The 12,470-nt window shown below is 64.5% G+C and carries 13 protein-coding genes; 9 read left to right on the forward strand and 4 right to left on the reverse strand.

Annotated features, from left to right (window positions below):
• Window positions 1–82 precede the first annotated feature (82 nt).
• Entirely contained in the window at window positions 83–910 is an 828-nt protein-coding gene (mftM, locus tag K414_RS0112700; RefSeq protein WP_027496271.1) for a mycofactocin oligosaccharide methyltransferase MftM, read from the reverse strand.
• Between the two features lie 277 nt (window positions 911–1,187).
• Here mftM and mftA point away from each other — a divergent pair, with 277 nt between their 5' ends.
• From mftA to mftD (K414_RS0112730), 5 genes are read left to right on the forward strand one after another with little or no spacing between them, the layout of a single operon-like run.
• Entirely contained in the window at window positions 1,188–1,301 is a 114-nt protein-coding gene (gene mftA / locus K414_RS28560) for a mycofactocin precursor MftA (protein ID WP_069973092.1), read from the forward strand.
• 2 nt (window positions 1,302–1,303) lie between these two features.
• Window positions 1,304–1,588, forward strand: coding sequence for a mycofactocin biosynthesis chaperone MftB (mftB, locus tag K414_RS0112715; RefSeq protein ID WP_027496273.1), 285 nt, complete (start codon window positions 1,304–1,306; stop codon window positions 1,586–1,588).
• Window positions 1,589–1,621: 33 nt separating this feature from the next.
• Window positions 1,622–2,845 (forward strand): mycofactocin radical SAM maturase, encoded by a 1,224-nt coding sequence (gene mftC, locus K414_RS0112720; protein ID WP_027496274.1) that lies wholly within the window; start codon window positions 1,622–1,624, stop codon window positions 2,843–2,845.
• Between the two features lie 12 nt (window positions 2,846–2,857).
• Entirely contained in the window at window positions 2,858–4,036 is a 1,179-nt protein-coding gene (gene mftD, locus K414_RS0112725) for a pre-mycofactocin synthase MftD (RefSeq protein WP_027496275.1), read from the forward strand.
• Complete coding sequence (mftD, locus tag K414_RS0112730) at window positions 4,033–5,256, forward strand: pre-mycofactocin synthase MftD (RefSeq protein WP_027496276.1); 1,224 nt, start codon at window positions 4,033–4,035, stop codon at window positions 5,254–5,256. The genes mftD (K414_RS0112725) and mftD (K414_RS0112730) overlap by 4 nt, the downstream gene beginning before the upstream one ends.
• Before the next feature lie 29 nt (window positions 5,257–5,285).
• On the opposite strand, the gene K414_RS0112735 is transcribed toward mftD (K414_RS0112730), so the two are convergent.
• From K414_RS0112735 to K414_RS0112745, 3 genes are all read right to left on the reverse strand, one after another.
• Complete coding sequence (locus tag K414_RS0112735) at window positions 5,286–6,017, reverse strand: aspartate/glutamate racemase family protein (protein WP_027496277.1); 732 nt, start codon at window positions 6,015–6,017, stop codon at window positions 5,286–5,288.
• 10 nt (window positions 6,018–6,027) lie between these two features.
• Window positions 6,028–7,581 (reverse strand): NCS1 family nucleobase:cation symporter-1, encoded by a 1,554-nt coding sequence (locus K414_RS0112740; RefSeq protein WP_027496278.1) that lies wholly within the window; start codon window positions 7,579–7,581, stop codon window positions 6,028–6,030.
• Window positions 7,582–7,675: 94 nt separating this feature from the next.
• On the reverse strand, window positions 7,676–8,401 hold the full coding sequence (locus K414_RS0112745; protein ID WP_027496279.1) for a GntR family transcriptional regulator: 726 nt from the start codon (window positions 8,399–8,401) through the stop codon (window positions 7,676–7,678).
• Between the two features lie 70 nt (window positions 8,402–8,471).
• On the opposite strand from K414_RS0112745, the gene mftE reads away from it, so the two are divergent.
• From mftE to K414_RS29390, 4 genes are all read left to right on the forward strand, one after another.
• Window positions 8,472–9,158: a mycofactocin biosynthesis peptidyl-dipeptidase MftE gene (gene mftE / locus K414_RS0112750; RefSeq protein ID WP_027496280.1), complete on the forward strand. Its 687-nt coding sequence runs from the start codon at window positions 8,472–8,474 to the stop codon at window positions 9,156–9,158.
• Window positions 9,159–9,284: 126 nt separating this feature from the next.
• Window positions 9,285–10,682, forward strand: a complete 1,398-nt coding sequence (gene mftF, locus K414_RS0112755; protein ID WP_027496281.1) for a mycofactocin biosynthesis glycosyltransferase MftF — start codon at window positions 9,285–9,287, stop codon at window positions 10,680–10,682.
• Window positions 10,683–10,685: 3 nt separating this feature from the next.
• Window positions 10,686–12,233, forward strand: coding sequence for a mycofactocin system GMC family oxidoreductase MftG (gene mftG, locus K414_RS0112760; RefSeq protein ID WP_237606177.1), 1,548 nt, complete (start codon window positions 10,686–10,688; stop codon window positions 12,231–12,233).
• 57 nt (window positions 12,234–12,290) lie between these two features.
• Complete coding sequence (locus K414_RS29390; RefSeq protein WP_167326762.1) at window positions 12,291–12,428, forward strand: hypothetical protein; 138 nt, start codon at window positions 12,291–12,293, stop codon at window positions 12,426–12,428.
• Window positions 12,429–12,470 lie beyond the last annotated feature (42 nt).

Raw genomic sequence — 12,470 nt, forward strand, 5'->3', positions numbered from 1 at the left:
CCGAACCGAGCGACGAGGAAGCCGACACAGCACCACCGTTCTAGTACTCCCGCGGATCCCATGCCTGGAGTATCGAGACTGTTCAAACGAGTTGTGGTGCCGTCGTCTTGTCGATCACGAGCCAACCGCCGTGGTAGGTCGAGGTCTCGAAGGGCTGCCCCGTCGATAGTCCCAGCTCGGCCAGCGCCGTCTCGTCGAACGTGCGGATGTGTCCGTGGCAGACGGTGGTCTCGGTCTCGAACGGTACCGCGATGACGACGCGGCAGCGCGCCACACGGAGTGCCTCCGCGACGATGGCAGAGCCCGTCTCGGCATCGACATGTTCTAGCAGGTGCAGGGCTGTCACGGTATCGACACTGTTGTCGTCGAACGGGATTCGGGCTGCATCGAACACTGCTGTGTCGAGTCTCGCGCCGAGGTGCGGAGCGATAGTTGCGAGCAAATTCATGGTTCCCGCTGACTGGTCGGTCGCGGTGACCGAACAACCCTGCATTGCCAGCCGCAACGGGAAGAAGCCGAAGCACGAACCCAGATCGAGTACCGAACCGCGGACCGACGCGGCGGCACGCTCGTGCACAGGAGCGAACTCTGCTCGACCGGAGAGGAGGTCATCCAACGAGTTTCGGTAGTACGTCGTCCATGCCTCGACCGGATCGGCGATAGTGGTGCGCACGATGCCGACCAGTACGTGCTCGAACTCGCTCTGGGACAGCCCGATGTGGCGCGCCTGTTCGGTGATGAGCGGAACGAGGCATTCGCCGATCTCGCGCGCAGCGAGGCAGTGGTTCACCTGGACCGTCGATCCTGCACGCACGGCGTCGAATCGAAGCCCGGGAGTGTGCCGGACGACGACGTTCTCATGAGCCCAAACCCCGTCGGGTCCGGGTGCCAATGCATCGATCTCGGTCATGTAAGTCTTCTTCTGTCGTTTCTGCTGTGACCCTCTGTTCAGGTGAGCTTTCCACAGCGAACCGCGGCAGAACTCGGATCGACCGCTGGTCGGTCCGCTCGGACGCCGCTCACCCCGCAGGCCGGACGGGCCGGTACCTACCCATCTGGACGGTTGATCGCGACGGCCGACCAGTTCCTGCGCCATGACCCGTCGGAAACCTCGACGGCCGTTAGCGTGGTGATCCTGAACACAGTCGATCGGATTGTGGCCGAACAGATTTCGTAGGAGGAATCAGATGTCGAAGAAGAGTGAGAACGCTGTGGTCGGTACGTCGGTCGTCGAGTCCGATCTGGTGGAGGAGTCGTTGGTGGAGGAAGTGTCGATCGACGGTATGTGCGGCGTGTACTGATCATGACTACTGCTGTGCAGGACGCGCTCGATCTGGACGTGCGGTGGGTGTTGCATCCGCAGGTGGCGTTGCGTCCCGAGTCGTTCGGGGCGCTGCTCTACCACTTCGGGACCCGCAAGCTGTCGTTTCTGAAGAACCGCACGATCGTGGCGATCATCGAGTCCCTTCCCGATCATCCCGATATGCGCACCGCGATTGCGGCCGCAGGGATCAGCGATTCGACATCGGCTCCCTATGTGAGAGCGCTCGAGACGTTGGCGGACTCGAACATGATCACTCGCCCGTAGAACCTGACCCATTCGTAGAAGAGGACGGCCCCTATGACTTCCACCCTCGAAAGACCAGCTCCGGTAGGGAAATTGGTCGATCAGTTCGAGCTCGGTCTCGATGCTCCGATTTGTTTGACGTGGGAGTTGACCTACGCCTGCAATCTGTCGTGTGTGCATTGTCTGTCGTCGTCGGGTCGTCGTGATCCGCGTGAGCTCAGTACCGAGCAGTGCAAGTCGATCATCGACGAGTTGCAGAAGATGCAGGTGTTCTACGTCAACATCGGTGGCGGTGAGCCGACGGTCCGGTCGGATTTCTGGGAGCTGGTCGACTATGCGACGGCGCATCAGGTGGGGGTGAAGTTCTCCACCAACGGGGTCAAGATCGACAAGAAGGTCGCGGCGCGCCTGGCGGCGTCGGATTACGTCGATGTGCAGATCTCCATCGACGGGGCGACGGCGGAGGTCAACGACGCGGTGCGTGGTCCGGGGTCGTTCGACATGGCGTGCCGGGCGTTGGAGAATCTGAAGGAGGCCGGGTTCCGGGATGCGAAGATCTCCGTCGTCGTCACCCGTCACAACGTGAGCCAGCTCGACGACTTCAAGGCTCTGGCCGATAAATATGCTGCGACACTGCGGATCACACGGTTGCGGCCCTCGGGTCGCGGCGCGGATGTCTGGGACGATCTGCATCCGACGGCCGGTCAGCAGCGCGAGTTGTACAACTGGCTCGTCGCGAACGGTGAGGGTGTGTTGACGGGGGATTCGTTCTTCCACCTCTCGGCGTTCGGTGACGCCCTGCCGGGGCTGAACCTGTGTGGTGCGGGGCGGGTGGTGTGTTTGATCGATCCGATCGGTGATGTGTATGCGTGCCCGTTCGCCATTCACGAGAACTTCCTCGCCGGCAATATCGTCCGAGACGCCAAGGACGGTATGGGCGGTTTCCAATCGGTCTGGCAGACCTCGGAGTTGTTCCAGGAGTTGCGCTCACCGCAGACCTCGGGTGCGTGCACCAAGTGTGCGCATTTCGATGCGTGCCGGGGTGGGTGCATGGCGGCGAAGTTCTTCACGGGTCTGCCGATGGATGGCCCGGATCCAGAATGCGTGATCGGTAACGGTGAGATGGCGTTGGCGGCTGCGGGGGAGATCCCGAAGTCGAGTGTCGATCATTCGCGCACCGGCCAGAGAAAGACTCCCCGTAAGTCGGTGCCGTTGACGTTGATGATGCGTCCACCGACGAAGATCTGCGACGAAAATCCGCTCGCAGGAATGGAATAGGAACACAAAGCTATGGCGAAGAGTGCGTGGTTCGAGACCGTTGCCGAGGCGCAGCGGCGGGCGAAGAAGCGTCTACCGAAGTCGGTGTATGCCGCGTTGGTGGCCGGCTCGGAGTGTGGGTTGACGGTCGATGACAACATGGCGGCGTTCGGGGAGCTCGGTTTCGCTCCGCATGTGGCGGGGTTGTCGGACAAGCGGGACTTGTCGACGACGGTGATGGGGCAGCCGCTGTCGTTTCCGGTGATGATTTCCCCGACGGGTGTGCAGGCGGTGCATCCCGACGGTGAGGTTGCGGTGGCGAGAGCTGCTGCGGCGCGGGGTATTCCGATCGGCTTGTCCTCGTTCGCGAGCAAGTCCGTCGAGGAGGTCGCGGCGGCGAATCCGCAGACGTTCTTCCAGATGTACTGGGTGGGCTCACGCGAGATCCTGTTGCAGCGGATGGAGCGGGCCCGCGCAGCCGGTGCGGTCGGGTTGATCATGACGTTGGATTGGTCGTTCTCCAACGGCCGCGACTGGGGTAGCCCGTCGATTCCGGAGAAGATGGACCTCAAGGCGATGGTTCAGTTCGCTCCCGAGGGCATTATGCGTCCGAAGTGGTTGTGGGAGTTCGCGAAGACCGGGAAGATCCCGGATCTGACGACCCCGAACCTGACGCCACCGACCGGTGGTCCGGCTCCGACGTTCTTCGGTGCGTATGGGGAGTGGATGGGGACACCGCTCCCGACGTGGGAGGACGTGGCGTGGTTGCGGGAGCAGTGGGGTGGGCCGTTCATGCTCAAGGGTGTGATGCGGGTCGATGATGCGAAGCGGGCTGTCGATGCCGGGTGTACGGCGATTTCGGTGTCCAATCACGGTGGTAACAACCTCGACGGCACCCCGGCACCGATCCGGGCGTTGCCGGCGATCGCCGAGGCCGTCGGCGATCAGGTCGAGATCACCCTCGACGGCGGTATCCGCCGGGGTAGTGATGTGGTCAAGGCGTTGGCATTGGGTGCTCGGGCGGTGTTGATCGGTCGGGCGTACCTGTGGGGCCTGTCGGCCGGCGGTCAGGCCGGGGTGGAGAACGTGCTCGACATCCTGCGTGGGGGAGTCGATTCCGCGGTGTTGGGGCTCGGGCACACCTCGGTGCACGATCTGTCACCGTCGGATGTGGTGATGCCCGCCGGATTCGACCGGAAGCTGGGTGTGTGACCGACTGGTTCGAGACTGTCGCCGAAGCGCAACGGAGAGCGCGTAAGCGACTTCCGGCATCGGTGTATTCGGCACTGATGGCGGGGTCCGAACGTGGTCTGACGGCGGGCGACAACACCGCTGCCTTCACCGAGCTCGGGTTCGCCCCACACGTGGCCGACCTGTCGGATTCGCGGGAGTTGTCGACGACGCTGATGGGGCAACCGCTGGCATTCCCGGTGATGATCTCCCCGACGGGTGTGCAGGCCGTGCACCCCGATGGTGAGGTCGCGGTGGCGAGGGCTGCCGCGGCGCGGGGGATTGCGATGGGGTTGTCGTTGTTCGCGAGCAAGCCGATCGAGGAGGTCGTGGCGGCGAATCCGCAGACGTTCTTTCAGGTGCATTGGGTGGGTTCGCGGGAGTTGTTGGGGCACATGCTCGATCGTGCGCGTGCTGCGGGTGCGGTCGGGCTGATTCTGACGATGGATTGGTCGTTCTCGGAGGGCCGCGATTGGGGGAGTCCGGTGATACCGGAACGCCTCGACGCGCGGGCGATGCTCCGGCTGGCACCCGAGGTGTTGGCCCGTCCACGGTGGCTCGCCCGGTGGGCGCGGTCGGGGACGTTCCCGGATTTGACTGCCCCGAATCTCGCCGGGCCCGGAAAATCGGCGCCGACGTTCTTCGCCGCGTATCGGGAGTGGATGTCCACCCCGCTGCCGTCGTGGGAGGACATCGCGTGGCTACGTCAGCAGTGGGACGGGCCGTTCATGCTCAAGGGCATCGGTCGGGTCGATGACGCGCGTCGGGCCGTCGATGCCGGTGTCACGGCGATGTCGGTGTCCAATCACGGGGGCAACAATCTCGACGGGGCTCCGGCGTCGATCCGGATTCTGCCGGCGATTGCCGACGCGGTGGGCGATCAGGTCGAGGTCACCCTCGACGGCGGGATCCGGCGGGGCAGTGACGTGGCGAAAGCACTCGCCCTCGGCGCGCGGGCGGTGCTGATCGGGCGGGCGTATCTGTGGGGTCTGGCGGCGAACGGTCAGGCCGGTGTGGAGAACGTGCTCGACATCCTGCGCGGTGGCTTGGATTCGGCGGTCCTCGGTCTTGGACACTCGTCGGCGCACACCCTCGAACCGACCGACGTCGTTGCACCGCATGACTTCACCCGAGCGAATCAGCTCCCCGGTTTGGAATATCCGACGCCGATCGGAGTCCGGGATACGGAACCGAGGAGCTGATTCGATCGACAACCCAGTGCAGCTGACGCTCAGACCCTGCTGAATCCCTCGAGCATGCCGGTGTAGAGCTTGGGCGGCGGAGGTGCGAACTCTCCACGCTTGCCGGTCCCGAGTCCCAGGGTGACGAGGGATTGAACGAACAACGTTCCCGCTGCGACCCCGTCGACGACGGGCACTCCGATTTCGGACGAGATGTGTCGGCAGAGATCGGCCATACCCGCGCAGCCGAGGACCACGGCATCACTACCGTCCGTCTCTACCGCGATGCGGCAGGCCTCGGTGACGATCTTGCGGGCGTCGGGGTCGGTTTCGAGATCGAGGACGGGCAGGTCGCACGCATGGATGCCGAGGCACTGCCGTCCGAAGCCGTAATGGTCGGCCAAATCCTGTGCCCGTCCGATCGTGCGCGCGAGCGTGGTGACGACGCTGAAACCGCGGCCGAGAAAACTCGCGGCATGCATGGCCGCTTCCGCGATCCCGATGACGGGCCCCGATGCGAGTTCGCGGGCGGCGTCGATGCCGGGGTCGCCGAAACAGGCGATGACGTAACCGTCGACCCCGGCGGCCTCGCCGCGGGCGATCTCGGCGAGAATGCCTGGGACGCTAAGGGCTTCGTCGACGTGGCTTTCGATCGACACCGGTCCCATGGATGGGCTGACCGCATCGACGACTGTGCCCGGGCCGACTACGGCCCGGGCACAGTCACCGATCGTTGCGGTCATCGAACTCGTGGTGTTCGGATTGATGACCTTGATGAGCACGTGCGAGATCCTATGCTTTCACTGGAGTGTCGAAGTTGGTGACGGCCAGCTTGGTTCGCGTTGCGAGGTAGAAGTACATCGCGAATCCGATGCCGCACCCGATGAACCAGCTGTACTTGGACGCCGTCGACATTCCGGCGATCTGCATGCCGTCGATCGCTCCGTTGAACAGCACGGTGAACATGGCCACCAGCGCGCCGACGATGGTGGAGTACACCGCAGCCGGGTTGTATCCCTTGGAGTACCAGTACAGACCCGTCGTCGACATCGAGAACAGCTCGTCGACGACGACCTTCTGCTTGCGGACGAGGTAGTAGTCGGCGATCAGAATGCCGAACAGTGGTCCGATGAATGCGCCCAGAGTTTCGAGGGTCAGGTGGATGACGTCGGGGTTGTTGTACAGGTTCCACGGGGTGATCAGCACCGAGCCGATGGCGGCGATCATTCCGCCTGCGCGCCAGCTGATGCGCTGCGGGCTGACGTTGGAGAAGTCGAACGCGGGGGAGATGAAATTCGCGACGATGTTGATACCGATGGTGGCGATCGTGAACGTCAGTGCACCGAGAACGATGGCGAACGTGCTGTCGATTCGAGCGACGGTCTCGACCGGGTCGGTGATCAGCTCACCGAACACCGGAAGCGTCAACGACGCCGTGACGACCACCAGGATGGAGAAGACCAGGAAGTTGACCGGGAGGCCGAGGAAGTTGCCCTTCTTCACCGCGGAGTAGGACTTGCCGTAGCGGGAGAAGTCGCCGAAGTTGAGCATGGGGCCGGAGAAGTACGAGACCACGAGGGCGATGGCTCCGAGCATCACCGGAATCGAGCTCAGGCCCGTGTGCTCGACCTCGCCGAGGTTGAGATCGATTGCGCCCCAGCCTGCTTTCCAGATCAGGTAGCCACACAGCATGAACATCACGACGTAGACGGCGGGCCCGCAGAAGTCGATGAACTTGCGGATCGATTCCATGCCGCGCCAGAAGACCGCTGCCTGAACGACCCAGAGGAACAGGAAGCTGGCCCAACCGAGCAGGGACAGACCGGCGAAGCCGTAGTCGGCGGTGACGGCGTACGGGGCCAGTGACGGGAACAGCTTGATCAACACGATGTCGAGGGCTGCCGATACCAGGAACGTCTGGATGCCGTACCAGGCCACGGCGATCAGTCCGCGGATGATGGCGGGGACGTTGGCACCGAGGACGCCGAACACGCTGCGACAGATGACCGGGTAGGGCACCCCGGAGACCTGGCTCGGCTTGGCGACGAGGTTGCAGAAGAAGTACACGATGGTGATGCCGACGAGCAGCGCGATCAGCACCTGCCAGCTCGCCAACCCGAGTGCGAAGAGGCTGCCGGCCGTGACATAGCCACCCACCGAGTGCACGTCGGACATCCAGAAAGCGAACAGGTTGTAGGACGTCCAGGTCTGCTTCTTCAGCGGAGCGAGGTCTTCGTTGGTCAGCCGTGGGTCGTAGCTGTCCTTGATCAGGCCTCCACCGACGGGGTGGCCCGCGGCTTCCACGAGATCTCCCGTTTGGGCGGGACCGTGCGCTGTATCTGTCATCGATGCTCCTGACGGCCGGGCAATGAATGGAACGAGTGAATGGGGAAAAGCTAGCGGCGAAGTATTGCGCCCTCGTGACGTGAGCGATATATCTTCAGCCCGGCGTTTCCGCGGGTGGATCGGCAAACAATCCGTGATCGTTCGACAATGTCGAAATGACCGAATTGAGACGCGTGTGATGGTGCTGGGCAGCGCGCAACAGTGCGTCGGAGTCGCGATCGAGGAAGGCGGCGATCATGTCGGCGTGGTCGTCGTGCAGTGACGCCCGATCGGATCCGGCGACATGCACCATCGGTTGCACGGGTTCGGTGATGTTCCAGGCGGATTCGAGCATGTGCAGGAGTCGGTGCATCCGCGACGGCCGGGTCAGCGACAGGTGGAATTCGCGAGAGAGGCGGTGGTACTCGCGCGAGTCGTCCTCGGTCAACGAGGCCTCGAGCTGCCGGTTGATCTCGATCAGGTGCGCGCGATCGGCATCGGTGGCCTGTTCTACCGCGATCGGGAGTGCAGCAGTTTCGAGAACCTCACGCACGATGTACATTTCGCGCAGTTCAGCCGCTGTCAGCTGCGCCACTCGGTAGCCGAGATTGGGTCGATGGTCGACCAGTCCCTCGCCGATCAGAGTCTTCAGAGATTCGCGTACCGGAATGCGGCTCACACCGAACAATTCCGCGACCTCGTCTATCGGAATGGGTGTATTCGAGGGAGCGTCACCGGCAAGGATGACGCGTCGGAGCTCGTCCAGAATTGTCGGCTGCGGGCCACCCGGTGCCGATATGGACAATTGCGAGAGCAATATCGACCGACGGCGGGGTGGCACGAATCGAAGATTATCGGCCGTGTGTTTCGTCCGCGTGACGGCTCGGTTCCGTCCGATAGCATCTGCACCCATGGCCACTGACACGCTCGGTACCCAGTACTGGCCGGACATCGTCGGACCGAAGCTCCTCGTGGTTCCGGTCGGCTCGCTCGAGCAACACGGGCCGCACCTGCCTCTCGATACCGATACCCGCATCGCCGACGCCGTCGCGCGAACGGTTCCGAACGCTCTCGTGGCACCCGCGGTGGCGTACGGCTCGAGCGGCGAGCACGAGGGTTTCGGCGGCACCGTGTCCATCGGGTCCGCCGCGCTCGAGGCGCTGTTGGTGGAGTACGGGCGCTCCGCGTGTCGGTGGGCAGAGAGGGTCGTCTTCGTCAACGGCCACGGCGGCAACGGTCCCACCCTGCGCTCGGCGGTGACGCTGTTGCGTTACGAGGGGCGCGACGTCGTATGGTTCCCGTGCTCGGTGCCGGGAGCGGATGCGCATGCCGGACGCACCGAAACATCGCTGCTGCTGCACCTTTCGGCCGATGTGGTCGACATGACGAAAGCGGCGCCGGGAAACACCACCGAGATCGCGGCTCTACTGCCCGAGCTGCGCGCCGGTGGCCTGGCCCCCGTCACGGCCAACGGTGTGCTCGGCGATCCCCTCGGGGCCACCGCCGAGGAGGGACGGCTCATTTTCGAGCAACTGCGGGACCGCGTGCTGGGTGCGGTGCAGAGATGGAGTCCGTCCCCGCACGGCGTCATCGTGTGAGCGATCGCGGTGCAGAACCGGCGGAAAGCCTGTTCGAGGCCTCGAACAGAAACGGGGAGCAGGTATGTTCCGACCGATTTACCGGGTGGCCGACACACCGACCGTTTGTCCGCTTACGATGCCCTGATGGGTGAAGGTCGGTTGCCTGACGGCTTCGGGGTGCGAGTGGATCCACGCGTACGCACATTCTCCGAGGGACGCGTTCTGATCGGTGGTTCACCGATGCGGATGCTCACGTTGGCACCGACGGCCGCGGCAATGATCGGTGACGGTTTCATCGAGGTGACCGACTCGCAGTCCGCCCTCGTGGCGCGCAAACTGCTCGACTCGGGGGTGGGCAACCCGCGGCCCATGTCCATCCCGTCGCCCAGTGATGTCACCGTCGTGGTGCCGCTCAAGAACAACGAGGCCGGGCTCGCGCGGCTGATCACGGCGATGCACGGCATGCACGTGATCATCGTCGACGACGGATCCGACGTCCCGGTGGCGGTTCCTGCCGTCTCGTGGAGCGTGGGTAGCGTGACGGTGCTGCGGCACGAGACCTCACGCGGGCCTGCGGCCGCACGTAATACTGGACTACGTTGCGCTACAACGGATTTCGTTGCTTTTCTGGACTCGGACGTGGTGCCGCGCAAGGGCTGGCTCGAGGTGATGCTCGGGCACTTCTCGGATCCGGCGGTGGGCCTGGTGGCACCCCGAATCGTCGCGCTGGAGCCCGAGGGCAGCGCACTGGCCCGCTACGAGCACGCCCGCTCCTCGCTCGACCTCGGACGCAAGGAAGCGGCGGTGCGCGCAGGGAGCGCGGTGTCGTACGTACCCAGTGCCGCCATGTTGCTTCGCCGGTCTGCTGCGGTGGAATGCCACGGGTTCGACGAGTCGATGCACGTGGCCGAGGACGTCGATCTGTGCTGGCGTCTGCAGGAGGCGGGCTGGCGACTGCGCTACGAGCCCGTGGCCCACGTGGCGCACGAGCACCGCGTCGCTTTCGTCGAATGGTTCGCCCGCAAACTGTTCTACGGCACCGGTGCCACACCGTTGTCCGCGCGTCATCCGGGCATGGTGCCGCCGATCGCGATGTCGCCGTGGACGTTGGTGACGTGTCTGCTCGCCGCCAGCCTGACGCGTATCGGATTGCTCGGCGCTCTGGCCAGTTTCGGGGTCACGGTCGTTCGGCTGCGCAAGATGTTCGTCGGTCTCGATCAGCCCACCCGCATCGCGGCCGTTCTCGCTGCCGAGGGCTTCGTGGCCGGGTTGTGGCAACTTGCCTCGGCGCTGTGTCGACATTATTGGCCGATCACGTTGCTCGCGGTGTTGTTGTCGAGCCGTATCCGGAAGATCGCGCTCGGTATGGCTGTGGCAGAAGCGTGTTCGGATTGGTACAAGCATCGTGAACTGGGCGGGCTCGATCCGGTTCGATACATCTTCTTCAAACGCGCCGACGACATCGCGTACGGAACCGGGCTGTGGAGCGGCGCGCTGTCGGCTCGTTCCATCGAGGCGTTGAAGCCCCGCCTGGACGGCTGACCCGTGCCCCTGGAAGGCCGGGCCGACGACGAGGGAAGTCCACTCGACGCCGACGTCGTCGTCGTCGGAGGCGGGTCGTGCGGCTGTGTCGTCGCCGCGCGACTGAGCGAGAATCCCGACCGCTCAGTTTTGCTGCTCGAAGCCGGGCCGGCATCTGCGGGGGTCGACGACATTCCGCGCAGCCTGGGCGACTCGACGACGCTCCCCATCGGTCCGGACAGCCGGTGGGCGAGCCGCTACACCGCCGAACTCACCCGCGACGTCACGCGCACGGTGACCCGGGGCCGAGTGCTCGGCGGATCGGGTGCCGTCAACGGTGGCTACTTCGTCCGGGCGATCCCCGCCGACTTCGATGCGTGGCCACAATCGAACTGGTCGTTCGATCAGGTGCTGCCGTTCTTTCGCCGTTCCGAGAGCGATCACGACCTCGATGCCGCCGGCGGACCTAGCATCGCGCGTCGCTGGCACGGAACGGACGGGCCGATGCCGATCACCCGACCGCCCGCGCGGGCCTGGCATCGGCTGACCGCCGCGTTCGTGGACTCGGCGACGAGCGCCGGGATCGTTTACCGCGAGGACCTGAATGCTCCCGATGCGGGGGCGGGCGGTGTCGGTGCTGTTCCCTCGAACGTTCTGGGCGGGACACGGGTGAGCGCGGCCAAGGCATACCTCCTGCCGAATGCCGGCCGGACCAACCTTCGTATCCAGGGTGATACGACAGTGGTGTCGTTGAAGTTCAACGGCAGCAAAGTGATCGGAGTGGAGATCACCGTCGGCGGAGTGCGCAGAATCGTCCGAGCCGATACCGTGATCGTGTCGGCGGGGTCCGTGCACACGCCCGCGCTGCTGATGCGATCGGGCATCGGTGATCCCGAAAATCTTGTCCCGCTGGGTATCTCGATGGTGGTCGACAGTCCGGGCGTGGGTCGCGGATTCTCCGACCACCCCGAGGTCGCCGTTCCCCTCGTTCCGAAACATTCCGCCGAACATTCCCCGGACGATCGGTTGTCGTCTCCGCTCGAGGCGGTGCTGCACGCGGGCGACGTGGAAATCCGGCCGTACACGAGGCGGTTCGACGAATTGATACCCGGTCTGGACGTGGGGCCGCACTCGTTCGGCGTGGGTCTGATGCGGTCGACCGCGCGAGGACGCATCGCGTTGCGCACGGCGGACGCATTCACTCCTCCCACGGTGAACTACCACTACCTCGAATCGGAACGGGACCGTCGGGCGATGCGAGACGGGGTCGAACTCGCCGTCGACCTGCTCCGATCCCCGGCCATGGCGTCGGTCGTGGGAGTTCCCACCATCGCCGATCCGCTCGCGCCACTCGGTACGTCGCTGCACCTGTCCGGAAGCGCTCGAATGGGGCCAGAATCGGATCCGGGGTCGGTTCTGGACGACCATTGTCGGGTGCGTGGGGTCGACGGCGTGTACGTCATCGACACCTCGGCGTTCCCGGTAGTGCCCAGCAGAGGGCCCCACGCAACGGCCGTCATGTTCGCCGAGCGGGCCGCGGCGCTGATCGATCGGCACGATCGCGGCGCGTAAGGCGTAGCGTTCGTGGTCTGGGGACCGTTCAGGTTCCCCAACAGATGGGTTTCTGCCATGTCGGACAAATCGCCCCGCAACACGATGACCAAGAAATCCGGCAAATCACTCAAGGACAAGCGCGCCGACAAGCGAGCGAAGTCGAGTGGAGACACCAGCAACGACATCATCACCTCCGCCGTCAAGAAGAAGTAGCCGGTCGTCGTCGACGGGACCGGCCCCGGTCGCACCCGTCGA

Origin of the sequence: Rhodococcus sp. JG-3, assembly GCF_000482405.1 — a bacterium.
GTDB classification, from domain to species: Bacteria; Actinomycetota; Actinomycetes; order Mycobacteriales; family Mycobacteriaceae; genus Rhodococcoides; species Rhodococcoides fascians.